This is a genomic window from Desulfitobacterium sp. LBE (assembly GCF_007830365.1).
GTDB classification, from domain to species: Bacteria; Bacillota; Desulfitobacteriia; order Desulfitobacteriales; family Desulfitobacteriaceae; genus Desulfitobacterium; species Desulfitobacterium hafniense.
In genome coordinates, this window is record NZ_VLKD01000001.1 from 1364144 (window position 1) to 1391108 (window position 26965).

Annotated in this window: 22 protein-coding genes and 1 pseudogene; 5 read left to right on the forward strand and 18 right to left on the reverse strand. The window is 47.2% G+C overall.

Features of this window, described 5'->3' with window-relative positions:
* Positions 1 to 18: 18 nt before the first annotated feature.
* From DESLBE_RS06625 to DESLBE_RS06655, 7 genes are all read right to left on the reverse strand, one after another.
* Entirely contained in the window at positions 19 to 375 is a 357-nt protein-coding gene (locus DESLBE_RS06625; protein ID WP_005814045.1) for a cupin domain-containing protein, read from the reverse strand.
* Between the two features lie 18 nt (positions 376 to 393).
* Positions 394 to 1152, reverse strand: a complete 759-nt coding sequence (locus DESLBE_RS06630; protein ID WP_015943814.1) for a creatininase family protein — start codon at positions 1150 to 1152, stop codon at positions 394 to 396.
* 177 nt (positions 1153 to 1329) lie between these two features.
* Complete coding sequence (locus tag DESLBE_RS06635; RefSeq protein WP_005814041.1) at positions 1330 to 2484, reverse strand: UxaA family hydrolase; 1155 nt, start codon at positions 2482 to 2484, stop codon at positions 1330 to 1332.
* Positions 2474 to 2770, reverse strand: a complete 297-nt coding sequence (locus DESLBE_RS06640) for a UxaA family hydrolase (protein WP_144675855.1) — start codon at positions 2768 to 2770, stop codon at positions 2474 to 2476. The genes DESLBE_RS06635 and DESLBE_RS06640 overlap by 11 nt, the downstream gene beginning before the upstream one ends.
* A gap of 305 nt (positions 2771 to 3075) precedes the next feature.
* Complete coding sequence (locus DESLBE_RS06645; RefSeq protein ID WP_144675857.1) at positions 3076 to 4533, reverse strand: SLC13 family permease; 1458 nt, start codon at positions 4531 to 4533, stop codon at positions 3076 to 3078.
* A gap of 27 nt (positions 4534 to 4560) precedes the next feature.
* Entirely contained in the window at positions 4561 to 4980 is a 420-nt protein-coding gene (locus tag DESLBE_RS06650) for a DoxX family protein (RefSeq protein ID WP_243131248.1), read from the reverse strand.
* Positions 4981 to 5461: 481 nt separating this feature from the next.
* Positions 5462 to 7267, reverse strand: coding sequence for a sigma 54-interacting transcriptional regulator (locus DESLBE_RS06655; protein ID WP_144675861.1), 1806 nt, complete (start codon positions 7265 to 7267; stop codon positions 5462 to 5464).
* 392 nt (positions 7268 to 7659) lie between these two features.
* Here DESLBE_RS06655 and DESLBE_RS06660 point away from each other — a divergent pair, with 392 nt between their 5' ends.
* Both DESLBE_RS06660 and DESLBE_RS06665 read left to right on the forward strand, forming a co-directional pair.
* Positions 7660 to 9375 (forward strand): FAD-binding protein, encoded by a 1716-nt coding sequence (locus DESLBE_RS06660; RefSeq protein ID WP_005814032.1) that lies wholly within the window; start codon positions 7660 to 7662, stop codon positions 9373 to 9375.
* Positions 9365 to 10012 (forward strand): cytochrome c3 family protein, encoded by a 648-nt coding sequence (locus DESLBE_RS06665; RefSeq protein ID WP_144675863.1) that lies wholly within the window; start codon positions 9365 to 9367, stop codon positions 10010 to 10012. The genes DESLBE_RS06660 and DESLBE_RS06665 overlap by 11 nt, the downstream gene beginning before the upstream one ends.
* A gap of 377 nt (positions 10013 to 10389) precedes the next feature.
* On the opposite strand, the gene DESLBE_RS06670 is transcribed toward DESLBE_RS06665, so the two are convergent.
* Positions 10390 to 11046 (reverse strand): GntR family transcriptional regulator, encoded by a 657-nt coding sequence (locus DESLBE_RS06670; protein WP_018305291.1) that lies wholly within the window; start codon positions 11044 to 11046, stop codon positions 10390 to 10392.
* Between the two features lie 299 nt (positions 11047 to 11345).
* Here DESLBE_RS06670 and DESLBE_RS06675 point away from each other — a divergent pair, with 299 nt between their 5' ends.
* From DESLBE_RS06675 to DESLBE_RS06685, 3 genes are read left to right on the forward strand one after another with little or no spacing between them, the layout of a single operon-like run.
* Positions 11346 to 12146 carry a hypothetical protein gene (locus DESLBE_RS06675; RefSeq protein ID WP_005814027.1) on the forward strand — a complete coding sequence of 267 codons (801 nt, stop codon included), beginning with the start codon at positions 11346 to 11348 and terminating at the stop codon, positions 12144 to 12146.
* Positions 12147 to 12160: 14 nt separating this feature from the next.
* A complete protein-coding gene (locus tag DESLBE_RS06680) occupies positions 12161 to 13351 on the forward strand; it encodes an ATP-binding protein (RefSeq protein WP_015943808.1) in 1191 nt (396 codons plus the stop codon).
* Between the two features lie 5 nt (positions 13352 to 13356).
* Positions 13357 to 14829 (forward strand): VWA-like domain-containing protein, encoded by a 1473-nt coding sequence (locus DESLBE_RS06685; RefSeq protein WP_026198702.1) that lies wholly within the window; start codon positions 13357 to 13359, stop codon positions 14827 to 14829.
* Between the two features lie 132 nt (positions 14830 to 14961).
* Here the strand turns inward: DESLBE_RS06685 and DESLBE_RS06690 are convergent, their stop codons facing one another.
* The 10 genes and pseudogenes from DESLBE_RS06690 to DESLBE_RS06740 all read right to left on the reverse strand — a co-directional run bounded on the left by DESLBE_RS06690 (position 14962) and on the right by DESLBE_RS06740 (position 26936).
* Positions 14962 to 16749 carry a DUF4153 domain-containing protein gene (locus tag DESLBE_RS06690; protein WP_144675865.1) on the reverse strand — a complete coding sequence of 596 codons (1788 nt, stop codon included), beginning with the start codon at positions 16747 to 16749 and terminating at the stop codon, positions 14962 to 14964.
* 252 nt (positions 16750 to 17001) lie between these two features.
* Positions 17002 to 17520 carry an isochorismatase family cysteine hydrolase gene (locus DESLBE_RS06695; RefSeq protein WP_005814019.1) on the reverse strand — a complete coding sequence of 173 codons (519 nt, stop codon included), beginning with the start codon at positions 17518 to 17520 and terminating at the stop codon, positions 17002 to 17004.
* 88 nt (positions 17521 to 17608) lie between these two features.
* Entirely contained in the window at positions 17609 to 18262 is a 654-nt protein-coding gene (locus DESLBE_RS06700) for a hypothetical protein (protein ID WP_018305286.1), read from the reverse strand.
* The gene (locus DESLBE_RS06705) at positions 18228 to 18587 is read right to left on the reverse strand and encodes a PadR family transcriptional regulator (protein WP_011459447.1); all 360 of its coding nucleotides are present in this window, start codon (positions 18585 to 18587) and stop codon (positions 18228 to 18230) included. The genes DESLBE_RS06700 and DESLBE_RS06705 overlap by 35 nt, the downstream gene beginning before the upstream one ends.
* Before the next feature lie 353 nt (positions 18588 to 18940).
* Entirely contained in the window at positions 18941 to 19846 is a 906-nt protein-coding gene (locus tag DESLBE_RS06715) for a DMT family transporter (RefSeq protein WP_005814015.1), read from the reverse strand.
* A 51-nt stretch (positions 19847 to 19897) separates the two neighbouring features.
* Positions 19898 to 21949, reverse strand: a pseudogene (locus DESLBE_RS06720) (alkaline phosphatase family protein).
* Positions 21950 to 22159: 210 nt separating this feature from the next.
* Complete coding sequence (locus DESLBE_RS06725; RefSeq protein WP_005814010.1) at positions 22160 to 23080, reverse strand: LysR family transcriptional regulator; 921 nt, start codon at positions 23078 to 23080, stop codon at positions 22160 to 22162.
* A 218-nt stretch (positions 23081 to 23298) separates the two neighbouring features.
* On the reverse strand, positions 23299 to 24864 hold the full coding sequence (locus DESLBE_RS06730) for a hypothetical protein (RefSeq protein ID WP_144675868.1): 1566 nt from the start codon (positions 24862 to 24864) through the stop codon (positions 23299 to 23301).
* Positions 24865 to 25226: 362 nt separating this feature from the next.
* Positions 25227 to 26153 carry an FAD-binding protein gene (locus DESLBE_RS06735; RefSeq protein ID WP_172625394.1) on the reverse strand — a complete coding sequence of 309 codons (927 nt, stop codon included), beginning with the start codon at positions 26151 to 26153 and terminating at the stop codon, positions 25227 to 25229.
* A gap of 18 nt (positions 26154 to 26171) precedes the next feature.
* Complete coding sequence (locus DESLBE_RS06740; RefSeq protein ID WP_172625520.1) at positions 26172 to 26936, reverse strand: electron transfer flavoprotein; 765 nt, start codon at positions 26934 to 26936, stop codon at positions 26172 to 26174.
* Positions 26937 to 26965: the final 29 nt, after the last annotated feature.

The window sequence follows — 26965 nt, forward strand, 5'->3', positions numbered from 1 at the left end:
CGGTTCTGCAAATCTGAGTTAAGGAACCTCCACCCGGGCTTTCGGGAAAAAGCAAAGCAACCGGAGCCGCTGGCCCCCCGGGTTGATGATTCGGTGCTCCGTTTCCATGGGGACAACGATTAAGTCATCTTTTAAAATATCTTTTTCCTGTTCTTCTACCCAAATTTTCCCCTGCCCTTCCAAAACAAAGATCACTTCTTCCACATCACAGTGGGTATGGGGCTGGCGCGCTCCCCCTTGGTGCTCAGGCAGAACCTCGACAACTCGGCAGGTGACCCCTTCTGTTCCCGTTACCGCGGCAGAAACCAGCTCCGCTATCCTTCTTCCTGTGGCCTGCTGAAATTTTGCTTCATTAATATTAACCAAAGTAAACACCTTTTCTGCCTCTTTCTGCTATTGCATACGCTCAAATACTTGTTGGGCCGCCGTGATGATTTCCCCACTGACCCGCTCCACCAGTTCCGCCGCTTTTTCCTCGCTGACGATATCCAGGTCCCCGTACCATCCGGTAGGCGCTATCTGCCGGATATCTTTCAGAATAGGATAAACCGATTTGGAACGGCGTAAGGCGTCTACTTCTTTGGCCGCCTCATAAGGAGACGGGTTGGTCGCCCGCTCCAGTTTAAGCAGGTCGGGGCGGTAGGCCATAACCGGCAGCACTTCCAAGGCGCCGGCATGGGTCAGATCCGCCTCTCCTTTATAAAGCTGTTCGGTAATGTAGCAGGCCTGAGCAACAACACAGGTTACCCCGTATTCTTTCTGCAATTGAGAGGCCGCGTAATTGATGGAGGTTGTATTTCCCTCATGCCAGTTGACAAAAAGTATCTTTTGGACGCCGTGGTTGATGACGCTTACCGCCGTGTCCAAAAGCAGATTGACGTAAGTTTCCTGACGCAAAGTCAGGGTTCCGGCAAAAGATGCATGAAATGGCGTAACTCCGGTGTGACTGAAGGGAAGCAATAAACCGTCCAGCCCTGAGGCAACCTTGCGCGCAATGGCCATAATGCAGTAATGATCCGTGCCGCAGGGAAGGTGCGGGCCATGCTGTTCCACACTGCCGTTAGGTATTATGGCCAATTGGGACCGCCTGAGGATCGCTTCCGCTTCCGGCTGGGTTAACTCCAGCAAATAATTGTTCGTTTCGCTTGTCACTTTTCTCACTCCATTTAAGATCTTTTTCTTAAGACTTTTCCCATAGTTCCACCTAAGAAACCCCCGGCTGATACCCGAAAGCCGTAACACTGGACTGCCCTTATCTGGTATGAAGGCCCCGGAGCAGGGTGCGGGACTACCCGCACCCTTTACTTTTCGCTTCAGGGGCAATGAGCCTTAAGCGCTTGGATAAAGACGGGTCAGAACAAACTCATTGTGATTGAGCGCTTCGGCATCCGTTAAGCGTCCGCGGGCGGTTTTCACAAGGCATTCCATAACTTTATCGGCTGCTTCTTCAAGACTTAACTCTAAAGTCAGGACCCCGCTGATATCCACATCGATATGTTCCGCCATATGCTTGCAGGTATTGGGGTTGGCGGACATTTTGATGACCGGCTCGATGGGATTGCCGACAATATTGCCCTGGCCGGTAATAAAGATATGGAGTACGGCGCCGGCAGCCATCATGACGGTGATGCACTCAGCCGCAGCGGAAGACGTATCCATAAAGTAGCGGCCGGGGCCCTGGGGCTCTTCGCAGGGCGCCAGCACCCCGACGATGGGTGTCTTGCCGGCTTTTTGAATGTTGCCGAAAGCCTTTTCTTCAATGGTGGTCAAGCCGCCGGCAATATTCCCCTGGGTGGGCTGGGTTCCCAGCAGATCCGCACCCTTGGATTCAATCAAATCCAGATAATCCTTATGAACTTTCAGGAACTTCCCGGCAAGTTCCGGGGTGGCAAAATGCCTGGCCAGTACATGTTCCGCGCCGGTTGTCTCCGGGGTTTCCCCAAAGATAATCGTTCCGCCCATCTCAACCAGACGGTCTCCGACTACGCCGGCAGTGGGATTTGAGGCCAGTCCTGTAGTCGTATCCGACTCGCCGCATTTGAAGCTGACGACGAGCTCTTTTAATTCACACTCAACCTTTTCTAAAGAGGTTGCATATTGTACATACTCCTGAGCTTGGCGGGAAACCCGTTCAATGGTTTTGAGGTCGCCGTATCCTTCAATCCCGAAATAGGCAACAGGTTTGCCGGTCTCCGCAATGCCGTCGGCAATCTTTTTCGCCCAGTTGGGTTCAATACCCACGACAATGGCGGCTGCCACATTAGGGTTGCGGCCGGTGCCGATCAGCGTTTGAAAATGCAGTTCCAGATCGGCACCGAATTGCAAACGACCATAGGGATGAGGTACGGCCATCGTGCCTCTGATATTATGCTCAACGGCCAAACAGACGGCATTGGACAAATCATCCACAGGAATAATCAAGACATGATTGCGGATCCCAATCCGCCCGTTTTCTCTGCGGTACCCTAAAATCTTAGTTTCCATAATCCCACCTCGCAGTCTTAAGGTTATGGGTATGTACCCAATCGCCAATCTTGATATCCTGGGTAACCGTGCCGACGCTCTCACTGTATTTGATGAGGGCCTCTCCTTTTTTGACTGCCCTTAAGGCGATTTTATGGCCAAGGGGAATGTCATGATTGGATGTTACCTGAACCTTTTTGCCTGAGTGCAACTCTACTCCCATAACGTCTTCTCCGGCTTTGATGTCTTCAATGGCAACACCGACATAATCGCCGTCTTCATGCACCAGGAATTTGTGCTTGCCCATACTCTTCCTCCTTTAAAATGATGTATTTAAACAAGGGCCTTGTTTAAATCGACATTAAATATCATATATCATATATCATATGTGGTATTACCATTAGTTTATCCCTTCCTTCACATTTGTCAACCCCTTTTGAGCCAAAATTCTGATTAATTTACAAAAAGGTGCCTCTTTTAAAAGTGTCTCTTTTATACGCAGCAAGGTAACCGCACCAAAGCGATTACCTTGAAGTTTTATAAGAACAGAATCCATCTGCCATCAGCCTGCTTGGAGCAGCTGTTCATGCCGCAGGCGGTACCATCAGAGCATTAAAGCAGTCCAACCCAATGATACCAGGTAAAGCAAGATATCACCTGCACAATAATGGCTACGAAGGTGTAAGACGAGAGCAGCTTGATGGAATCTTTGGTTGTAAAATAGCCCAACCCCATCAAGGCCAGAAAGGGCATCATCATATAGGGGAAAAAGGCGACGGTATCGGCGCTCATAATGGACATAAGGGTGGGACCCAGCGCCGGCAGCTGCATGGAGTCAAAATAGGCCGCTACGGCAGGGGTAAAGGCTGCCGCCGCTGTTTTGCTTTCGACCAGAGGAATATGAGCGACAACGCCAACCAAATAGGTGATGGCCCCCATCAGCTGGGTGCTCATATCCGGCCTGATAAAGGAGCCCAGAAAAACTTTGCCGATCCAGGCCGCCACTCCCGTCTTGCCCAGCACCGTGCCGATGGTGATGGCCGCCCCGGAAAAAATAACGATGGGAAACTGAATCTTCTTCAATTGTTCTTTGCTGATCACGCCAAAGCCCGGAGCACAGAACAAAGCCGCGGAAAATATGGCTACGCCCCAGGAAGGAAGGTGATGCCAGCGGTCGGTGGCCCATAACCCCAGGGTGATGACTAAGTACAGCAAAGCCCGTTTTTCGACGATGGTCATGGGTCCTAAATTCATAAAGTCTTGATTGGCATTTTCCTTTTTCGCTGTTAACACATAGTCTTCCGGTGGAAACAGCTTCCAGGCCACAAAAATAGCGATCAAGGTCGTAATGACGGTGGGAACACCGAACCAAAGAATCCATTGGGACCAAAAGATCTCGATCCCCAGCATTTCTTTAATAATTCCCGCCCCGAGGATATTTACCGCAATTCCTGTCAAGATGCCGAAGCCAAAGGTATTTCCGGCCAGGTAGGTTATAGACATGGCCAGTTTTCCTGTATTTGTCCCCTGCACATTCCCTTTGACAAACACGGCCGCAACGCCAATGGCAATGGGATAGATAATTAAAAGTCGCTCTACTCCGGCCGGCGTCAGAAATGACAGCAAAGCACCGACCAGAACAATAATCCCCATCATGGATTTAAAGGAAGTTCCTGAAAAACGCATGAGGCTGCAGGCGATTCTTTTGCCGATACCGGACTGCTCAACCGCCGTTCCAAAGACCAGGGCCGCAAAAATAAACCAAACAATGGCGTCCCCATACCCGGAAAATGCTTCCACCGGGGTGGCCGAGCCTGTAAAAACAAAAAAAGTGCTTAAAAGAACAGCGGTTATCTCCACAGGGTAGACCTCAGAAATCCACAGCACAATAGCCGTCATGGTCAGGGCCAAAGCCATGCGCCCTTGGGGTCCCAGCCCTTCTCCCAGAAACCAGACCAGGATACCGAGGATAATTGCTCCGATCAATGCATAAACTTTTTTCTTTGTATCATTTTGTACTTTTACAACTATATCATTTTGCTCTTTCACAACAGGATCAAGGTTATCCATCTTCCATTACCTCCCCTTCCATGCCTTTTAAAATAAGGCATCCAACGAATAAGCACCCGGGCCCAATACAAACAGCACCAGGCAAATGGCTAAAGTACCCAGGGGTAAATCCATCCCGTCAAAAATTGCATGAGTATCCATATACTTTGCCCATGCAGCAACGACCATTTCCAGAGCAAGCAGCAAAGCAATCCATTGGGTCATAAAGCCCAGCACTAAAAGCGGCACCGCAATCAACTGGCTCCATGAAGTGATGTAAGAGGCCAGCAAAGGAAAGGGAATGCCGCGTTCGGCAAAGCGTTCGGCCGAGCCGCGAAATTTTTGTTTTCCGAAGGATTTAAACCAACCGTGAGAGGCAAAGACGATGGCGGCCAGGATACGAACGATCACCAGGGTCAAGTCGGAGAAACCTTGTACAAATGAGAAAAAATGCACTAAAGCAGACATGCAAACGACCTCCTTGCTCCTTATCAATTTGCCTTCTGTCGATACTGACATATTACCCTGATATACTACGAATACGAATACCGGTTCAGCTTTAAATCCTTGTGCATTTGCCTTGGAGCGTTTTCACAGATCCGATTGTGCCCAGACCTCCCTCCTCTTAGCGAAGAAAGATTCAAATCCATCTTCTGACCTTTTCTCCGGGATATCGTTCATCGCAATATATCATATATAATATATTATATATGATATATTGGTTTATGCTCTTTGTCAACGTAAAATTCGAAAAAATGCAACCTTTCAGAAAACGGCTGTCAGGCCTGATATGCAAAAAGCTTATTCCAAAAAAAGGCTTATTCCAAGATACCGCCGGCAATCTTAGCATAAGCCTCTAAAGGTTTCCCTCTTTTAATTTTCCTACTGATTAAGAGAATGTTTAAGTACGATTCATTAAGCTGCATTTGGAGATAGCTGATTACCCGAATTATGAGTCCAAGGTCTCTTTGCGCTGCAGCTTTCGATAGATGGTCCGGCGGTTAATCCCCAGCTGTTCTGCGGCCGCGCTGATATTGCCATCCACAGAGTCCAGCACCCGTTCAATCATTTTTTGTTCAGCCAGAGCCAGCAGTCCGAATTTGTTTTCATGTTCCATAGCTTCCTCTACGATCTCTTCGGTGGTGTTATTCAGGTAGTAATCCTGTATTTTCTCAGGTAAATGTTCAAGCAAAAGTGAAGACTGCTTATCGAGCATGATTACCGCGTGCTCCATGGCATGCTCCAGCTCACGCACATTGCCCCGCCATTTATAACTGAGCAGGGCATTGATAAATGACCAGTCCATTTCAATAGAAGAGCGGGAATATCTTTTCTCCAGCCGTTGAATGAATTCTTCAGCCAGGAATATTATATCTTCCTTGCGTTCTCTGAGCGGCGGAAGCTCAACTATGAAAGTGCTGATACGATAGTACAGGTCCTCACGGAATAAGCTTTCATCAGCCTGCTGCAGTAAATCGGTTTTGGTAGCGGAAATCAAGCGCACATTGACTGGAACTTCTTTCGTGCTTCCGATCTTCTGGACTTTTCCGGTTGACAAGACTCTCAGGAGTTTAATCTGGTCCTTCAATGGCATACTTTCAATTTCGTCCAGAAAAAGTGTCCCTCCTGACGCAGCTTCTATTTTTCCGACCTTGCCGCCTTTCGAAGCACCCGTGAAAGCTCCTTCCTCATAGCCAAAAAGCTCACTTTCCACCAGTTCTCCCGGGATCGCCCCGCAGTTTATCGCGATAAACGGACCGCCGCTGCGGCTGCTTGCGTTATGAATCGCCTGAGCAAACATTTCCTTGCCTGTTCCGCTTTCTCCATAAATCATAACCGGCACATACGTATCCGCGATTTTCTCGGCTGTATTTTTTGCTTTCTGAATTAAAGGGCTTTTTCCTTTAATATGATTGAATGTATACAGATCATTTTGGGCTTTCATGAATACCGGCAGGGATTTTTTCCGTCCCTGCCCGGTATTCTGTTTTTTTCTGATTTCAAATAGATCCACCATTTTTTCATTACAAAAATTGATCGTTTCTTTTTTGCTGCCCAGGGCTATCCCTTGCGGAAGGCAATTCATAATCTGCTCCAGTTGTCTTTCATGCCCGAACGTAAGCGGCCAGTATAGATAGTCGAATATTTTGGCAATCAAGGAAACCATATGAAACGCCTGCAGGCTTAATTCCGGATAATGATACAAAAGAACTACATCCCCGATCAACTCATTTTTTTCATTATGAATTGGCGCCGAGGCCCCGTGTATTTCTCCGAAATTTTTCCTGACATAGGTCTGGCGGTAATAAAAAGGCTGAAATATGACAGCGGGTTTATCTTCGTAAAGGACGATGCTGGAGCTGGTTGTTCCACTGTTCTTCTCCGAACAATCCATTAAAGTAAGTGTGGACTGGCCCAGAAGCTGGCAGATTCCGTCTCTGGTCTGCAGTTTAAATAAAAAGTCACTTAAATCAAAAATTTCAAAGACGCTTTGCAGATAAAACTCATATTTCTTCACGGTATTCAGGAAAAACTCTTTCTGCTTTGGGTTTTCCACGACGGAGAGTGTTAGGTCATAAGGATCAAGCCCGTAAGCTCTGCATCGTTTCCAAGAATCGAGATATTCCTGGGGAACGACAGAGTTGTCTACTTCCCGGCCTTCCTGAAAACGGTTCCATTGATCGTTCACCTTGGTAAAATATCGGGAATTGACTTCGCCGGATTGGATCATCTGTAATAAATCATACATCTGCATAATTTTCTTACTCCTTTTCTCCAATATTTTACAAAATATTTCCAAATATTATAGCATACTACAGTCACTCATGTGACAATTACTACTTTCACAATCGAGGTTTGTACTTTTTGCCACACTTCGTTCATCATATATCTTAACTGCATCTCGGCGCAGAGCCCTGAATCCGCCTCAAAATCCGTCTCGTTAAATATGTGGCACAGGTTTTGCATATTTAACGAGACGGAAAGGGGGCGTGATGATTTATTGTAAAAATACAACTGGAGGTGATATCGTCTTATTTCACCATATATCGTACTTTTTCACAATATCATAAAACAATCACAAACACCATTATTAACTCCATTTTTTGTTATTATCATCCTATTTTTTATTATTAAGGAGGCTAAAAGATGTCAGAAAAAGATGGGAAAACCAATAGTAAAAACCTTTCCCGAAGAGATTTTTTACGCAATACCGGTATACTTGCAGGAGGTGCTGTTCTTGGTACAGGTCTCTTAGCCGGATGCTCGGAAGGTGCAGCAAAAGATACTCCAGCTCCGGCTGGTGAGGCGTGGGATTATGAGGCCGACGTCATCGTCTGCGGTACGGGCCCGGCTGGCCTCGCCTGCGCAGCGGCGGCAGCCGAAGCCGGGGTGAGCGTCATCGCCATTGATTCCAATGACAAGATAGGCGGCAAGGGCATCCTGGCGGGCGGCAACCTGGGTATCGGCGGCGGCACCCGGATGCAGATCGCAGCCGGTTTCGAGGAAACAGCGGAAATTATCTATGAGGACCGCACCGTCCCCAACCTGCGTACCGACAAGACCATGGTCGTTGAGACCGTGGATGGCCGCGAAGTGGAGATGGGCCAATGGCGCAAAATCTCAGGCGCTGAAGACGGCGAGGGCATGGCCCGTGCTTTCGCGGACAACAGCCTGGACACCTGGAACTGGCTCGACATTATGGGCGTTCCATTTATTAAGGCCAATGTCAGTCAGATGGCGGCAGTCTATCGCGGTTCGCGCTACTACACTACCACAAGCCCCCGTCTCGTGGATCGCGAGAATGGCAAAGACGGCGACATGCAGGCAGGCGGCGCCGGTCTGTGCTGGCCGATCTATGACACGGCGGTGGACAACGGCGCCCAGTTTATCCTGAGCTGCAAGATGACCAAGATCCTGCGTGCCGAGGGCGACCGTGCCGGCCGCGTCATCGGTATCGAGGCCACCCTTGACGGCAAGACCGTCCGCATGAAAGGCAACAAAGCTGTCTTCCTCGGCACCGGCAGCTGGAAGGGCTCCACGAAACTCAAACAGCTCTTCCTCCCCTGGCTCACCAAATACCCGCATATCAGCGGCGAGCCCTATGTGTGGAATGACGGCAACGGCATCGAAGCTGCCCTCGACGCCGGAGCATCGCTGTCCACTGACCGCGGCAGCGACTGGCACGGCTGGCACCGCCACCCCGGCACACTCTGGCACAGCATCAAAATGCCCTTCGGCCTGCCCGGCACCGCCGAACCTCTCGACAGTGAGTGCATCTACGTCAACGCCGAGGGTAAGCGTTTTATGAATGAAGAGATCGGCGAAGACAACCCGGCCTGGGTAGGCGGCTCGAAACCTTTCTATTTCGCTCAGCTTTGCGCCGCCCAGACCACGGATAAGGACGGCCCGGTGGTCTGGATTATTCTCGACGAGGCCTCCCGGGCCAAACAAGAACTTAAGTTCATTGTCGGTGAGACCGTCGAGGACTTCATGTACGGCACCGCCGACACACTTGAAGAGCTGGCAGCCGCCATTAAAGTGCCTGCCGATGCTTTGGTGGCCTCAGTGACCCGCTATAACGAGCTCGTGGACAAAGGTGCGGATGAAGATTTTGCGAAGAGACACCTTAACGCTAAGATCGCTGCCCCACCCTTCCACGCTGTTAAATGGGGGATCCAGAAGCACAACACCCTGGGCGGCGTGACCATCAACGCCAAGGCTCAGGTGGTCGACTGGGATCTGGAACCCATCCCCGGCCTGTATGCTGCCGGCGAAAGCGCGGGCAACATGGACCTCATCGGCCTGGCCAAACCCATCGTGTTTGGGCGCATTGCCGGCATGACCATTGCACATGAGGAGTAGGGTCCCCATGAAGATGACAACTGTAAAGAAAGTACCTGCTACCAAGACCATCGGCGTGGTTATGATTGTGATCATGCTGTTTGCCCTGACCGCCCTCGTCTTCGGCTGTGCGCCCAGCACCGAAACAGGTGCCAAGGGCAACTCCCCGGAAGCTCCGGCGAATGACCCGTATGCTGTCTCGTTCACCTGGGAGACCAATGCTGATTGCAGCGTGTGTCACCAAAAGGAACACGATTCCTTTGCCGATGCCACCACAAAGGCAGGGGTTCATTCCACCCTCCCCTGCTCGACCTGCCATACGGACAGCGCCCTTTCCACCGTTCACAAAGAGGTAACGAGCGCCTCAAAGACACCGATCCGACTGAGGTCGACGAAGGTTGAACAGGCTACCTGCCTGAACTGCCACGAAAACCTTGAGAGCCTTGCGCAAAAATCAGCCGACACAACTGTTCTTACCGATGCCAAAGGTACGGTTGTCAATCCGCATGCACTGCCCGAAACCAGCGACCACGCCATCATTTCCTGTGTTAGCTGCCATAAGATGCATACCGCTGAAGCAGTGGAGAAAACTGCGCAGGACCTTTGTATAAGCTGCCATCACGAAAAGGTTTTCACATGCTACACCTGTCACGATTGATCTAAGCGCCCTAGAGCACGGGGTCCCGCACGGACTCTCGTGCTCTCGCAGTCTCTCGTGCTCTAACAACGCTGCAGATGCGCTTTGGTGATTTCTGCAAAGCTTAATTTAGTCCGGTGTATCTTTAAATAAATCGTATACCTTTAAGGCAAAGTAAACAGCTATCCGGAATTCATAATTATCCAAGGACTCAGGAAGCTTCCTTTGTGGAGATACCACAAAGGTTCAGCCCATTTTTTGTCTAGCCTCATTGGCCTTCAACATTTTACCGATACCACTGGCACTCTGGATAATCTGACGGATAAAAGAGGCTTATTCCAAGATACCGGACGGCAATCTTAGAATAAGCCTCTAAAGGTTTCCCTCTTTTAATTTTCCTACTGATTAAGAGAATGTTTTAAATACGATTCCAAACCTGCCCGGGTTTGAGTGGCAACGATATCCCCCGCCTTCTCTGCCTGGCCGGCTTTGATCGCCTCAACAATATCCTGATGCTCCTGAAAGGATTCCATCAAGCGTGAGTAGTCATAGCTGAAAACCGCCCGCGCCCGGTCCGTCCTGACAGTAATAGAGTCAATCAGCTTTGTCAGCTGCTCATTGCCGCAAGATTCATAAATCGTCTCATGAAATTCACGGTTCAATACACCATAACGCTTCGAATCTTCCTGATCCACGCATTCCTGCATTTTTGCCAAAATATCTTCGAGTTTTGCTATAAATTCCGGAGTTACTTGTTTCGTTGCACATTTTGTCGCCTCAGACTCCAGGATAACCCTTATTTCAGTGAACTCGCGAAAATCTTTTTCCGACAAACGACTGACCACAGCTTCAGTATGAGCGGTCAGATCGATTAATCCTTCCGCCGCTAATTGCTTGATGGCTTCGCGAACCGGACTCGGGCTTACGCCGAGGTCGCTGGCCACTTTACTCAGGACAATTTTCTCACCGGTTTTAATATCGCCGGATACAATAGCTTCCCGAAGGGTGCTATAGATCATTTCGGTTTTTGTTCTCCAATTAATTTGCGTATTCATAATTGGCATTTTTCCACCTCAATTCATCAATTAAAAGCTATGCAATATATTATATATGATTAATGGCGTTATTCCAACTTCTTTTATATAACTAATTCATCTTAAGATTTCCTTTAGGATCCATCTTGAGATAATTTTTTACTCATATAGTTGCCCGTCCAATCCGCTTTTTGCTTATCTAGATCCTTTTTCAATCCGGTAGTATAATCATATTATTGAGCTTTATTTAAACCCTATCCTCTTAAACCGCAATCATGATACCAGCCACCCTAAAATAACCATAGAAGGAACATCAGACAATGGATAAAGCAAAGCTAATCGACCTCATTAAGACTAACCCCAATGCCCTGGTCTATATCCCCAATCCCAGTGATGAGTTAAAGTTATTGGCCGTGCAGAAAAACGGCCTGGCCTTGAAGCATATTGAGCATCCCACCCCGGAGATGCAGGAGCTGGCCCTGGCCAATAACAGCCGGGCCATTCAATTTATCGATAACCCTACGGAAGAGATGATGAACAAGGCCATCCAGGATAGCTGGGTTAATTTAGAGTATCTTCAACACCCCAGTGAAACCATCATCAAATTGGCTATCACTCAAGCCGGCTGGGCGATTAAATACGTTAAGCATCCCAGTGAAGAACTGCAGCTCCTGGCAGTGCGCAGGCATTACGACTCGATCAAATTCATCAAAGACCCTTGCCCCAAGGCCCAGGAGGAAGCTGTCCGCATCAACTATGACGCTTTAAGATATATTGATTCTCCCACTCCCCAGGCTGAGCTGCTGGCGATCAGAAATCATGAAAGCGCTATCGCCTTTGTCAAGGATTTGAGCAAAGAAAAAATCCTTCAATTCCTGGGCGTCAATTTTCTCGTGATTAAATATGTGCGGAACGACATCACCAAGGCCGAACTGGAACAAGTCCTCAAGGAGACTTTGGGCCAGGAAGATGTTGATGAAAAATATGTACGGGATTTTCTCAATTCCAGTACCATCCACAAAAACAGCGGCCAGATGTCCCTGGATAAGATCATGTTTATTTATCACTATGGCAGTAGAAAAGCAAAAAAAGTAGCTGTAGATGAAAAACTGAAGATATAGGAGATGGAGCACTTATGAATTACACCGACACCTTAAAAAGTGTTGACTTAGTTCTGGCCACGGGAGAGGTCCCTTTGATCATCGGGGAAAGCGGCATCGGCAAAACAGCCTTAGCCAAGGAACTGGCTCAGCAAAACCAGTGGAGCCTGGTGATTATCAACGGAAATCTCCTCAAAGAAGGTGAAATCGGCGGCCTGCCAACCATAGAATCCTACGTCTTTAGCGGGCCTGAGGCGGTTAATCCCCTGGCCGCAACAGCAGCAAAAACCGTTGGAAATGAGCAGGGCATTCTCCAGGAAAAGAAAAGCACGGTCTATGCCGTTCATCATAAACTGCGGGAGATCGACGAAGCCATCGCGCGTGGCCAAACCGTCCTCTTGTTTATTGACGAGATCAACCGCTGTGAACATACGGTCCAGCAGGAACTGATGAATCTCATCCTTAACCGGGAAATCAACGGCTATATCTTACCTGAAGGAGTTAAAATCCTGGCCGCCATGAATCCTTCCAGCAAATACGGCTCAGATTTCGATTATCAGGTGGTGGATATGGATGCCGCCCAGGAAAACCGCTTTGTCTGGCTTTTCATGAAGCCTGATCATAAACAGTGGATCGATTGGGCCATCGGGGCCGGAATTGAGCCCAAGGTGATTGAATTTATTTCCACCTTCCCTGACTATCTGCACAAGATCAACGAAGATGATCTCAGGGCCACCCCCCGCAGCTATGAGCGGATATCCAGCAGTTATAAGATCTATCAGGAGAACAAGGACTCCATTCCCCGCTCCGTGTTCTTGAATGTAGTCAAAGGCAATGTGGGACGGGTAATCGCCGAGGAATTTGTCAACTTTGCCGAAGCCGATTATTCCCCTCTCATCGCTTATGACGACATTTTTTCCGGGACTTCCCTGCCGGAATCTCTCCGGGACAAGGTCAAAGAAGAAAGCCATACCCGGCTTTATCTCTCCGCCAGGAATATTCTCCAAACCCTGGAATCTCATCTTAGCAAGACTCCCGCCAATGCTCCTGACCATGCCCAGTCCTCTATGGATAGACTGGTGGCGTTTTTAAAACTTTACCCAGTAGATTTAAAGATCGGCATTATGAAGGATATTAGAAGCAGCTACCCGGAAATCTATCGGCAAGCCATTGAAAATGAAGGCTTTGTTGATTCCTATTTCGAATCCTATGGTTCCCTCAGGTGATCCTGATGATGAGTGAATTTGAGAACCAGGTTCAGGAGCTTTATGCACAAGCAACCCTGATTATGGAGGAATTTTATCGCTCCCAACGCCAGGGACATCAGGCGGTCATTCACATTCCCCAGGAATTCAAGGATGAGTTCTTCAGCCTTGTGGATCAAGTCAATCTCAGTCTGCTGGAAGATAAGGACAATTTCTACAGCTATTTTTTAATGCAAATGTCCCGGGAAATCCGCTTTGATATCACCAGCCCTACAGGCGTGAATTTCCAAGGGGCACACTATGTGATCCATTTTAACCCCATGCTTTTTCTGAATCTCAATCTCCAGCAGATGGCAAGCACCATCAAGCATGAAATACTCCATATCCTCTCCGGGCATTTATGGCGGGCCAAAGCCCTGCAAGGCCGCTACAGCACTTTAGCCATCAATATGGCCATGAATATCGTGGTCAATACCTATTTGGATTATCTTCCTCCCTATTCCGTTACCTTGGAATGGGTTAATGTCCATTATGCTTTAAAGCTCCTCCCTTTTAAGCCTTTCGAATATTACGTGGAGGAGATTCAAGCCGCCCTGGACTTGCTGGCCGCTGATGAGGCTGCGGAAGATCAACGGGATGGGGATGAGGCGAATGAGTCTGATAAGTCTAAGGATGCTGAAAAGCCCAAGGAACCTGATCAGAACAATGATGAAAGTCAAATAAAAACAGCTTATGATCCGGAGAGAACCCATGACCTTTGGCAAGAGTCCAGTGCTGCCGATGAACAAACCCTTCAGGAATTTACAGAGAAGTTTATCGCTCATGCCCAGAAAGGCAGCCTTCCCGGTTATCTGGAAAACATGCTCTCCTCCTTGAGAAACAGCCAGGGAGAGCTGCCCTGGAATCTCTATCTTAAACGGTTGATGGGAACGGTTCCCAGCGACATTAAAAAAACGGTCACCCGCCGCAATAGAAGACAGCCTGAACGCTTGGATTTAAGAGGCCAACTGAGAAGTCATCAAGCCAAAATTCTCGTCGCCCTGGATATCAGCGGCAGCATCAGCGATCAGGAATTTAACCAAGCCATCAAAGAAGTTCTGGCCATCGTGAAGAATTACAATCATGAAATCATCATCGTGGAATGCGACAGTGAAATCAGGCGGACATATAAGATTAAAACGGTCCGGGATGTTCAGGAGCGGCTCAAAATCCGCGGCGGCACCCGCTTTACCCCGGTTTTTGAGTATGCTAATCAAAATAAAATTAACTTATTGATCTATTTTACCGACGGCCAAGGCGAAGAAAAGCTCCAGACCATCCCCCGGGGATATAAGACCCTCTGGGTCCTGTCCGGGAGAGGAAAAGAGCTTTCCTTAGCCAAACCTTATGGGGCGGTGAAGAAGCTGAAGCAGATGGAAGTAAACGATGATACCCTGAAGATGAGCGATGTGAAGACAGAAGGGTTTTCCATGCAGGATCAGGAGAGGTTTTATATGTGAGTCCCCTTTACCATAAGCGAGACCATTCCAGATTTGTGTGAACCCCCAGATGAAGTTATGTAGAAAGCAAAGACACTACAGTACAAAACGAGGTGCAATTCACTGAAAGCACCTCGTTTATATTGTCTTTATTTATTTTACCCCAAAGAATACCTGACCGGAATAATCCACTCCTGCATCGGGCTCTGGCTCGAACGTCATATTGATACTTTGGAAAAGTATCTTCAGCTCATACCCGTCGCGGTTTACCTCCAACGTCATTTCATCAGGAGACAACTCAGATTTATGTTTCTCCCCTACTTCGGACAGCCTTTCGGCAAATTCATACAAGCCGGTACTGATCAGTTCGCTGCCCGTGGCGTCTTGAATCGATAGTTTAACCTCTGCTTGGGATAATCGTTCCACAACCAGCTCATAGGTTTTCTCTTCCAACATAAAAGAAACGGTCTGAGAAGTCATATCCTTCTCATAGCGGTTGGAATGAAACTGAAGGGAAATATCATAATCGGAGATATTAATTGGAACTCTGGTATCAAGGAAAGCTGAGAAATACCTATACTCATTCGTGTAGTTGGGGTAAGTTGCCGCGAAACCAAACGTTTCTCGCATATCATCATAAATAGCAAAATCTTCCGGCAGCCATTCAATATATTCCAGCGAACTCTGCCTATTCAAATAGTTTAAAATATTGGTGGTCTCAATTTTGGTGTTCTCGGAAGCATTAACTTTAGGGGTAAGCTTACCGTCAGCTAAAATTCCTTCTCCTTGCAGAATGCCTTCCAATCGGGTAATCTGACTTACTCTCGAAACTGTAAAGGCATCAACCGGTGGCAGTATGGAAACAATAGCAAACCCTGCAGCGAGCAGAGCAATAAAACCATTCTTCGTAAGAGGCTTCAGGCTGAGTATCAACCCAATCACAATGGAAAAGACGCCGAATAGTGCCACATAATACCGAGATTCTGTTATCCCATAGGCATTCAGGCGAATGCCCACCGAAATCATCTGCATGATGACTATGGGGATAAGTATCTTCGGAAACATCTTGTGGTAAAGTAGTGCAAAACGATTTTCAAGGAGGCTTACTAAAATAAACAGAATTATACCCACTGCAGAATAGATAAGCACCATCGGCCCGAGCTGACCCACCGGCCATTTCATTGTAAGGAGAATCTTAATGAAATACGCGAATAGCACCAGGCTGTATATGCCGACCAAGGGAACCAGAATATAGGATACGAGTATTTCTAGAAAACGGGGATAATATTCCGCGCGCTGCATAGCATCAAAGTCATACTCTTCCCTGGAGTGGAATTTGGGCAGCAAAGACAAGTAATAAAGCGGTGCGAACATAACCCAGATAAAAGCCATCGTATAGGCGTACGCATCATTATTAATATCAAACAATAGCATATCTACCGCCGCCAGAATCGCGGCGATACCGGCTGAAAGTACCGCAGAATAGAGAATAGAGGTGAAAAATCCTTTGAAATGAATCAAAGCAACTTTATCAAAATTTGTTTCCCCTTTAAAGGAGGGTACCCACAGGATGGCACACAGCATGGCAAAAACAGCTACAAAGGTACGCACAGTTATTTCAGCGCTAAGTTCCGGAGCCGGCAGTATGATCAAAAAATATCCTGCGGTTAATACAAGTGATAGGGCATAAACAGCAATTGGTTTATGCGCCAGCTTTTCAAATCTCTCAATGGAGAATTGAGCGAGCATTCCGATAAATGCTCCTACAGCTAATGCATAAGCTACCTTATTAATATACAAGGTCGGATTGAATTCAATATAAATCGTGTACCAAACAATCCCTGTAGCTCCGGCCAGGCAAAATACTGTAAATGGAAAACGGGATACTGCCTTATACAGTCCCTGTAGAAAAAGTTTAAACACCTCTTGCCAGTTTTTCACTTTTATGCTCCTTCATTCCATATTCTCTACCTTCAGTATAGCACCATTATGTGACGAAAGTGTCCGGTGGACAGTTTCGGACACACATTAACTGATGAGTAGGCCCCAGATCAAAATGTGTGGATGCATAAGAGCAACCAAGGACTTCGCCTTTCTGGATGCGTGATTAAAAGGCAAACTTGACAGCCTCGTTCATATCAGTGCGAAGACAGTGTCTTCGGGCGAAGCCGGGTTTTCTTTATCAAAAGCATCCTATCCTCCGCTCACCTCAATCTGACAGATCTTCATGGCCTGCAGGGCGTTTTGGTGCCCTGCCCAAGTCGCCCCTGCACAACAGGATGAGTCAACAACAATCGGAATCTCCGGCATTTTTGCTTTCAAAATCAGGGCATTGGAAATAACACAGATATCCGTACAAAGGCCGATCAGCTCAATAGACTGTATTTCCTTCATCCCTGCCATCAATTCAGCAAGCTCGATTGAACCGAAAGAAGGCTTTTCAATCACCTGACATCCGCTCACATAGACTTTTTGGGAAATTTCCCAGCCGGGCGTCCCTTTTATACAATGCTCTACAGGCAGCTTTTGCCCTTCTTGTGTCTGCAGATAGGCCTCAGTATGAGTATCTTGTGTATAAAGGACCGTGTCACCGGCAGCTAAATAACTGTCAATCTTCCCTTTCACTTTATCAACGATTTTTACAGCTTCCTCCGTACCAAGGGCTCCATCAATAAAATCATTCTGCATATCAATGACTATGAGAACCTTCATTCTTGAACTCCTCCCTATTCATTGCTTTTTCTAAGCTTACTTTTTCGCAAAAGTATTTGCAAGCTCTGGCTTCTCCCAAAGGCAAGGTTTATCTATCCACTATTCTCTCGATAAGAAAAATAGCCAAAACAAGGATAGCCGCCAGAGTTAAAGGAATCTCCAGAACAGCAGTTGTAAAATATACATTGCCTAAGATCACCAGGCCGCTGACGATAGAGGCAGCTAACCAAAGCTTCAAAAATGAGGTTACCTTCTTTTTCTTCATCGTGTTAAAAGCGGTCTTAGAAACATAATAGTAGATTGCAATGGCTGCCAAAACGATGATTACTGCATTAATAATATCTCCTACTGTCAATATAAACCTAAAACTTTTACTCCCTGCCAATAAACCGGACACTAGATTTTCCACCAGGGCTATAACCCCTAAGACCCCTAAGGATTTAAGAAAAATGGCTATAAACTCTATTATTCTCTCTTTTAGAGTTTTCTTCGGCATGGCAGCGATGATTTCATCACATAATTCTTTATAATCACCTCCCATGATCTTTTCAATAGTGTCCCCCCGCTGCTGACCATCTAATATCATATGGATAATATCTTCTCTGACACTTTCCTGATTATAATCGGTCATGTTAGAACTTCTAATATAAACAATCATATTTGTATATACTTCTTGGTTTTCCTTGAAAATCCCCTTTTCCCGCAGGTTATTTCTCTTCAACAGTTCCTTCGCCTTCTTCAACTTCCTCCACCTCCATAAACAGCTGATTTATAGCATACTCGAGCTCTTGCCAATTTTCCTTAAACTGAGCCAGAGCAACGATCCCTTTTTCCGTCAAATGATAGTATTTCCGTGGTGGTCCACTATTGGAATCCCGCAGGGTTGCCTCGATCATCTCCCCTTTCTGCAAACGTAAAATAATCGGATATATGGTACCTTCCGATATGGCTCCAAATCCGTATTTCTCCAATTGCTCCGAAATCTCATAAGCATAGGTTTCCTTTTTGCGTATGATTTCCAGGATACAACCTTCTAACATTCCCTTAAGCATCTGTGAAGGAATCATAACAAGCCCCCTCAGGTATCTTGCAATACATACTACTATTATATTGTATTGCAAGATACTTATTCTGTCAATCGAACCTCTTCTTGAATGGAGAATTAACTGTATAACTCCTTCTCCCCTTGGTAGAAGCAGAAGATTAACCTGGTGATCTATATTTACTGACAACCAAGACGAAGAAAAGCTCCAGACCTTCTCCCGGGGGTATAAGACCCTCTGGGTCCTATCCGGGAGAGGAAAAGAGCTTTTCTTACCAAAATTATATGAAATTGTGTGGGGAAGCTGAAGAATGTTGAAGTGAAAGATATGACGTTAAAGATGAGTGATGCGAAAACAGAAGGATCTGCCAGGCAGGATTAGGAGCGGCCGGATAGTTGAACCCCTTGGTCAGCTTTACTCTGGGCGCGCTGGCCGGGCTTGAGCAGCAGGGTAACCAGCATCCCGCTGATGATCAAGGCGCTGCCTGAGATTTGCTTCATCCCGATCACATCACCGACAAGGAGCCAGCCAAAAACGCCGCCGAATACCGGTTCCAAAACAAAGATCAACGCCGCCGTCGTGGCTGTCAAGTAACCCTGAGCCCAATTCTGTACGGCAGTATTGACCGCTGTGCCAAACAGAATGGCGAAAAGAACCAACCCCAGCAAGACGGGTGTGAATTGGACCGCAGACAATCCGGGTTCGGTAAATACGGCCAGGACCAGGGAAAAAAGTGCTGTGACCCCGATTTGGATAATGGCCAGGACCATCGGATCATGTTTGCTGGCAAAGCGGCTGATCAAGACCATGCTGACGGCAAAGAAAACAGCTCCGACAAAAACCAGCAGATCACCAAAGCCGATGGTAAAGTCCCTTTCCAGGCTTAACAGGGCAAGGCCTGCGGTAGCCAGGCACACTCCAAGGATCATGTTGTATCTTGGCAGACACTTGCACAAAAAGGATTCCATAACGGGTACCAATACCACATACAGCCCCGCCAGAAAACCGGCTTTGGACGCCGTCGTGTAATTAAGACCCATCGTCTGCAAAACATAACCACAGGCTATGGCTAAACCAATGAGCACCCCTGCCTGGAGGGTTTGCTTCGGAATATGCCTCAGGCGCTTATGAAAGCAGATGGCTAAGACAAGAAAAGCTCCGGCAAAGCGCAAGAAGGTATAGTAATTGGGGGTAATGTCCGCCATGATCAGCTTGCTGACGGCAAAGCTGGCTCCCCAGAGAATGGTGACAAAGAGTATGCCCAGCTCAGGTTTGTATTTCATACATAGGGTCTGCCTTTCATCGAATGATGGGAGAATTTAAAAGCGTCAGAACTAAAAGGCTTCTTTAAAAATTTGATAGACAGGGGCACCTTCACATTCTCTGGGAAAGCCAATGCCCATCAATGCCGCAATGGTTGGGGCAACATCGACCTGGCGGATCACACGCTCCGTCTGATAGCCCTGCTTGATTCCCTGACCCGCGGCGATAAAAACAGGCGATACCGAAGTATTGGCGTACCCCCAATAGGTGGGTAGGCTATCCCCATGGACACGGCTGAAGCCTTCTTCAATACAGAAAAAGATATCGCCGCAGTCTTTGCCGTTAACCCCCAATATGGCCGCTTCTTTATCACGCATCGCGATGGAAACGATGCGTTTTCCCGTTTTCGGGTCCCGATAATTGTAAAGATCATCGATAATCTGTTCTTCCAGTGCGTACTTTTCAGCAGGGTCAACAATACCGTGCTCATACCGTCCTTTAAGATTGAGATAGATCCAATGGGCCCTGGAGTTGATGGCTTTGGTCTTCGACCAGTCCACATTCCTTAAGGATTCACCATTTTCATCCTTCTCCAACACGGTATAGCCCAATTCCTCCATGACACCGGTGGTGACGCCGCTGCTGTCACCCAGTACCGGCGGAATCCCTTCGCCGACGATTAAGCCGTGATCCGAGACGATCAATACCGTATAGTTTTCGTCTAAATAATGGAGAAACTATCCCAGATAGCGGTCCGTCTGCCGATAGAATTCTTCGATGAAGCCCTGATATTGTTCTCATCGGTATGCGCCCATTCCGGTTGATTTTTAGCACAATGCCATAGCTGATGACCACCGCAGTCCACATTATGAAGATGACTGAACACCAAATCGTATTGGTTCTCGGCGATCAGATGATTCAAAGCCCTGGCCTGCCATTGACAGTAGATTTCCCAGGCCGGAATAAAGGCATGTTCGATCAGTTCGGGGTTTTCCCCGCCCACCAGACCCACCGGCGGCACCAGGCCAACATTTTGGATGACCTGCTGATAAAGGGAGGGCGGGGATCAAATGTCATCGTTGGCAATATCCAAAGCCGCGCTCATCCAAAAACGCACCTCCGAGCCATCCTCAGCTAATTCCAGAACCTTAAATGCTCGGCTGCCCTGATAAGTTTTTTCATCTTTTTGAATGGTGTCCACGATATCCCCGATCATTTCACCACGTTTGACCACCACCAGGGGCTGGGTGTCCTTTTTGGAACGGTAGAGGGCTACCCGGTCATAGGTTCCGTCTTCCCCTTTTAAGATGAGAGCCGGCCGTCTCAGGAGACCATCGGAAGTCAAAACTGTAAATTCCTTGGCCCCTTCCGGTGCGTCAGCCCAATTTACTGCCTCTTTCAGAGGTGAGTTCACCACATCATAAGCGATACGGCACCCCACATAAAGTTCTGTATCTTCATAGGTCATGATATAGGTTTTCATATCACGCCCATCGGTAATTTCGCCGCTGAACCAAAGGTCGGCGCTGGTTTCCTGGTTCTCTTTTTCCCCAAGCAGATCGTTGAGATCGGTGATGATGCAGCCCATACCCTGAGCACGCTCCATCTTGGGAACGAAAACAACCTCCTGGACATCTTCATTGGCCACCACGATCCGCTCCCAATCGATACAGGCAACGGCCATGTTGACGGATTCCGGCTGGGTGCCGTCCACCACATGAAGGTTAGGGCTATCGGAGGTCGGAGGCCAGGAACTGCCGGGCCAGTGCCATACCAGAGTCTTTTTGCCGGCGGCCGCCGCCGTATTCCAAAGGGGTTCGGCTTCACAGAATTGCGAGTTGAGATTATTAGGTCACTGCATCCAAGTTTTTGCGGGATTGCCGCCAAAAATCGGTGATGCCATGGGTACCTGGATAAGCGCCTGTTGCCAGAGTCGTCCAGCAAGGAGGGGTTACGGTAGGAATGGCGCCCATCAGCACGAGATCCTCCCGAGCGGAACCACGTTCGATGAAGGCTCTGATATTGGGCAGTTTACCCTCGTCTACCAACTTTTTTGTGATTCTGGGGTCCATACCATCAATACCAAGGACGATAACTTTTTCACTTGTGCTGCCTCTATTCATGATTCGACCTCCTGTTTGAGAAAAACTTTACAAAACACCCTTACACTGGATATGGTACCTTACCCTATCCCGTTTGTCTGTATCGTTTTTCAAGGAGGGGATATCGGCAAAACCTTGAACTAGTTATCACATGGAACAAGCCGAACCTGAAAAAGGCTCGGCTCTGCAGGGAATTGGCGGCCCCCATGAAACATGAAAGGAGCCCGGGGGTTAAACAGTTTTATACACGGTGTACCCCAGTCTGGTCAGGATCTTTCTGAAGTAATCCAAAAAAACAGTGTAATTTTTGGTCAGCTTATAGCGGGTATTCTCTATGTAACCAAACTGCGCCGATAAATAAATATCATCGATCCGCACCGGCTTCATCAAATTACTTTTAACATAGATATCATCGGCTACCATAAAGCGCGGGAGAAGAGAAACATAGGGGCCGTTGATGATCATCTTTTTCAGGGTGTTTAAATTACTGACCTGGGATTCCACCTTGGGCATGGAAAAAGCCAGAATATCCTTAGCCCAATCGCTGTTGGGGGTGACGAAATCATCCCCCAGGGCAATATAGGGCTGACTCAGCATCTGCTCCAGGGACACGCTCCCCTGCTCCCAAAAAGGAGACTGATGACCGATATAAAGCACGTACTCATCTTCGAACAGAGGGGTATACTTGAGGTCGGCGGTGAGCAACTTGGGGATGTAGGCCACTATCCCCAAAACCGAACTCCCTGAGGCAACCCGGGGATAGATCGCCTCACTTTCCAAAGAGGCCGCCGCTACTTTACAGAAGACCTTGGCCCCCTCCATCTCTAAAAGCACCTGAGGCAGGATTTCTTCGCAGATGCTCAACACAACGGCAATATTAATGGTCTCGCAATAGGAACTATTGCTGGCCAGCAGTTCAATCTCTTCAACCATGGCAAAGATAACATCCGCTTTATCCATAATCTCCATGCAGATATCCGTAGGAGTGCAGCCGCGGTTAGAGCGGTTTAAAAGCTTGGCACCCAGTTCTTTTTCCAAATTGGTAATGGCCGCGCTGAAAGAAGGCTGAGAGATAAAGTTTTCCCGTGCTGCAATAGACAAGGATCGGTAACGAATAGCTTCTTTTAAATAATGCAACTGCTCCAGTTTCATAATGATCGCTCCTTCCAGTCGAACATTGAGAGGAAGTAAACTTCACAAGGTGAATTTGTACTAACTATATCATAATACAGCATCCCTGATGAAAAAATCTATAGCCGACAGGAGCGGTTTCCGGCGATGATAAAAGCACCGTCATAGCGATTTGAAGTCCCTATGATTTCTACACTGCTGATATGCCGGAGCAATTATAAGGAGGAGCAGAAAGCGAATTAATCTGTGATCGTAAATTCAAATGTGGCTAATGTTTGACCTGTACTATCCATAATGATTGTGAGGCTGCCTGGACCAGGATTACAGGATTGCGAGCACCCCCAACTCTCCTGATTACCTGCAACGAAATAGTACCGTTCATTTTCAGATGTCGTGCCATCCGGCCACTCCCAAATAAGGGTTAAATTTTCCTCACCCGCCCAGCCGTAGTAACGGCCCGCAAGATACAAGGTTTCTCCTGATTTAAAAGATGTTTTAGGATTAACAGGTTTCACTGTCGTACTATCAGACCGCACATCAAGTTTTTCGCAAAGCCAGCCTTCAAAGCGTGGCGAGCCCTCCGTATAGGGATTTCCTGATTTTTTCACAGTTTCAGGCGGCTTGGCGGGACTATCAGAAGGCACCAAATTATTTGCTTCTACCCGCGTTTCTATTTTTGATTGGGACCCTTCTTCAATATTATTTGCCGGTTCTTGGTTCTTGCTCACGGAGACCATAGGGGAATTACGGGAAATATAAAGGCCCAGGCTCTCGTTTGTTACAGAATAAAAATAATTCATTCGCCCGCCAATTGCAGGACGGTTCTCTTCACGGCTGATATTATCGATTTTAATGGTATCAAGGATGTCGGATGCCCGCGCATCATCCAATGCATTCACCGCTATGGTAAGTGTATAACCAAACCGGCTCAGGCTGTCGGATGTGACACTATTCAAAAGAGCAATAAATTCAACCCTTTCCAGCCTGCCTGCATCAGAAGCAAAGAGGTACATCCTTACTCCCGGTCCCAGTGAATAATAGACTCCTTCACAGATGTCAGGCGACAACCCTTCCAAATCTTCAGCCCCGACAGAAACAGGGCGGGTATCCGACAAAAGCGGCATCTCTTTCTTCATCGCATATTCATCAAGCTTCGCGACAAAGTCAGCTATCGTCCAATCGATCTTTTGTGATGTTATTTCACCATTTGCAAAATCAAGGGCTTGCATATCTATGAGTTCTTCGCCAGTCGCACAAACGTTGAAAGCGGTAAACGCCTCATTGTTTTCATGAAAATATTCAAAAGCTCCATTCGCAGCAAGAGATTGTCCTTTGCCGGAGGAAACGCCAATAGCCAGCTGATTGCTAAGCTCCTCCCATCTATCCGGTTCAAAGAAAAAAGGCAAAGAAGATAAAATGTAGCTTTGTAATTCTTCAGCTGGAGCTGATATTTCATCGTGATTCGTATAAAAAATAAGCTGATGTAATCTGTTATCTTCCGGATCTGAAATGAAATATAAATACATTCCACGACTTGGAATATATAAATCACATTGATAAGATGCACTGGCAAAAGCATGTGTCAATTCGCTGTGTACCCCCATCTCCAGCGTAGGATAGCCATTTTTATTCAGGCGCGTATCCAACCAGGAAATTACTTCGCGTCCGGTAATAACAGCGGGGCCGCTAACCGTTTCATCAGGATTTGCAGAAATGCCGTCACGGCTATTCTGAGAAGAAGATGAGGAGCATCCGCAAAAGAAAATGGCCACTGCAATAAGCAAAAAAAGAACTTTTTTCATCATATCACGCCTTCCAAAATTACGTATTTCCTTGTTGTACACAACCCAATGCAGTTGTTATTCAAACTCTCAGATATCTCCACCGGCTGCATAGTTATATATGGTAATTATAAAGGAAACTTCTTACAATGAATATATATATTTTACTAACGGTCAAGACGAAGAAAAACTCCAGACCATCCCCCAGAAGTAATGTCGCCAATAAGAACTCGGTGCAGGTGGTCTATAAAATGCTTTGAACGCGAATTTATCGAGTATTATGCTCTTATTTCGAAAAATAAAAAAAAGCCCTTCTGCTGAGGAAGAGCTTAATTAAAAATTTCTTATATATTTTTCCAACATGCAATAATACCAAGAACGCTCGCTTACTTCCTGAACTTATCAATAAGAGCAGGAACGACTTTATACATATCCCCGACAATTCCGTAGTCTGCTTGCTTGAAGATAGGGGCATTTTTATCCTTGTCAATGGCTAAAATCGTTTTGGCCTGATTGATTCCAACCGTATGCTGAACTTGCCCGGAAATTCCAAGGGCAATATAAACCTCCGGTTTGAGCATGACACCGGAAACACCAATATAACGTTCCTTAGCCATCCATTTTTCTTCTTCGGCAATGGGACGGGAACAGGCTAATTCCGCTTTTAGTTCCGCCGCCAGTGCCTCGATCATTTTCAAGTCCTCTGCAGCCTTTAAACCGCGGCCAACCCCAACAACGCGTTTAGCTGCCGCCAGATTGACTTTTTCGCCGCTTTTTGCTTTCTTCTCCAGGCACTTAATCGAAACATCGGGAGTTACATCGTCTACATCAATAATCGAAGGGATAGCCTGCCTGTCTCCTGCCTGAAATAATCCGGCTCCCACACAGGCGATATTGATCCGATTGGTTGATTTTTCTTTACGGAACGCAGCCCCGCCGTATACCATACGCTGGGTCTCTACACCGTTACCGACAGCCACAATCTCCGTAATATCAGTCAAAACATTAGTCCCGCAGTTTGCTGCCAAAGCTCCTGCGATTAAACGCCCTCTTTTCGTATTTCTAATCAGAAGCAGATTGGGTTTCTTTTCTGCAACCAAATTGATAATGGCCGGAATATAGTTTTCCAGGATTTTATCTGTTAAGGCTCCCAGATAATATACCTTGTCCGCACCCAAAATCTGAGCAATCTGCTCTCTATCCCCTGCAAAGAGGACGGCAGTTTCATCCCCCAGCGTCTTGGCACCGGCAGTTAATTCATTGATTGCAGCGACTTCTTCGCCGATTACCCATACACATGCTAATTTACTCATGTCCTTCACCTCTTTCAATTATAAAACCTTACGCAGATGTTCATAGAATTCGGCAATGTTTTCATCGCTGTCGCCCTCAATGACGATTCGTTTCCGGTCTGTTTCTTCCGGTGCTAAGGTACTGATGCATTCTGTCTTATTGCTTACATTCAGCTGAAGATCAGTTAACGACCACTTTACGGTTGTTTTTTTCCCGGCCGCCATAATCTCTTTTAAGGTGGGAATCCTTGGTTTGTTGATATCCGTGGTCACTGAAATAACCGCTGGCAGCAAAACTTCCAACACTTCCACTTCATTCTCCAAAGTGCGTTCTACAACCAATTTATCACCATCCGGTGTAATTTTACTGACCGCATTCAAGGTGGCCCGTCCCAGCATTTGACCAAGTACGACCCCTACCTGCTGGGCATAAATATCTCCGGAACCCTCACCGCAGAGCACCAGATCTACGCCGCCAATCTTCTCGATAGCTGCAGTCAGGGCGGCAGCTATTGTATAACAATCGGCAGTCTCCAGAGCCTGATCAGCGACAAGGTATAAGCTTTGCGGCCCCCGGGATAAGGCGGCCTTTTTTAGTTTAGAATTATCAACAACCTGGCCGCCTGCACTAAGTGCGACCAGTTCACCGCCGGTAACCTCAGCTAACTGAACGCCTGCTTCGATAGCATTCAAGTCATATTGACCCATCTTCCACTCTGCTTTATCAATATTCAATGTCTGCTCCGCCTTAACGATAATATCCTGTTCTTCCGGTACAACTTTGTAACATGCTACAACTTTCAACTCAATCACCTTTCCTCTTGCTTATTTTT

What these genes read in the sequence shown, in the direction of transcription:
- DESLBE_RS06635 (WP_005814041.1), bottom strand. Translation starts at nt 2,484, where the DNA reads ATGGAAACTAAGATTTTAGGGTACCGCAGAGAAAACGGGCGGATTGGG.
- DESLBE_RS06640 (WP_144675855.1), bottom strand. Translation starts at nt 2,770, where the DNA reads ATGGGCAAGCACAAATTCCTGGTGCATGAAGACGGCGATTATGTCGGT.
- DESLBE_RS06645 (WP_144675857.1), bottom strand. Translation starts at nt 4,533, where the DNA reads ATGGATAACCTTGATCCTGTTGTGAAAGAGCAAAATGATATAGTTGTA.
- DESLBE_RS06650 (WP_243131248.1), bottom strand. Translation starts at nt 4,980, where the DNA reads ATGTCTGCTTTAGTGCATTTTTTCTCATTTGTACAAGGTTTCTCCGAC.
- DESLBE_RS06655 (WP_144675861.1), bottom strand. Translation starts at nt 7,267, where the DNA reads ATGCAGATGTATGATTTATTACAGATGATCCAATCCGGCGAAGTCAAT.
- DESLBE_RS06660 (WP_005814032.1), top strand. Translation starts at nt 7,660, where the DNA reads ATGTCAGAAAAAGATGGGAAAACCAATAGTAAAAACCTTTCCCGAAGA.
- DESLBE_RS06665 (WP_144675863.1), top strand. Translation starts at nt 9,365, where the DNA reads ATGAGGAGTAGGGTCCCCATGAAGATGACAACTGTAAAGAAAGTACCT.
- DESLBE_RS06670 (WP_018305291.1), bottom strand. Translation starts at nt 11,046, where the DNA reads ATGAATACGCAAATTAATTGGAGAACAAAAACCGAAATGATCTATAGC.
- DESLBE_RS06675 (WP_005814027.1), top strand. Translation starts at nt 11,346, where the DNA reads ATGGATAAAGCAAAGCTAATCGACCTCATTAAGACTAACCCCAATGCC.
- DESLBE_RS06680 (WP_015943808.1), top strand. Translation starts at nt 12,161, where the DNA reads ATGAATTACACCGACACCTTAAAAAGTGTTGACTTAGTTCTGGCCACG.
- DESLBE_RS06685 (WP_026198702.1), top strand. Translation starts at nt 13,357, where the DNA reads ATGATGAGTGAATTTGAGAACCAGGTTCAGGAGCTTTATGCACAAGCA.
- DESLBE_RS06695 (WP_005814019.1), bottom strand. Translation starts at nt 17,520, where the DNA reads ATGAAGGTTCTCATAGTCATTGATATGCAGAATGATTTTATTGATGGA.
- DESLBE_RS06705 (WP_011459447.1), bottom strand. Translation starts at nt 18,587, where the DNA reads ATGATTCCTTCACAGATGCTTAAGGGAATGTTAGAAGGTTGTATCCTG.
- DESLBE_RS06715 (WP_005814015.1), bottom strand. Translation starts at nt 19,846, where the DNA reads ATGAAATACAAACCTGAGCTGGGCATACTCTTTGTCACCATTCTCTGG.
- DESLBE_RS06725 (WP_005814010.1), bottom strand. Translation starts at nt 23,080, where the DNA reads ATGAAACTGGAGCAGTTGCATTATTTAAAAGAAGCTATTCGTTACCGA.
- DESLBE_RS06730 (WP_144675868.1), bottom strand. Translation starts at nt 24,864, where the DNA reads ATGATGAAAAAAGTTCTTTTTTTGCTTATTGCAGTGGCCATTTTCTTT.
- DESLBE_RS06735 (WP_172625394.1), bottom strand. Translation starts at nt 26,153, where the DNA reads ATGAGTAAATTAGCATGTGTATGGGTAATCGGCGAAGAAGTCGCTGCA.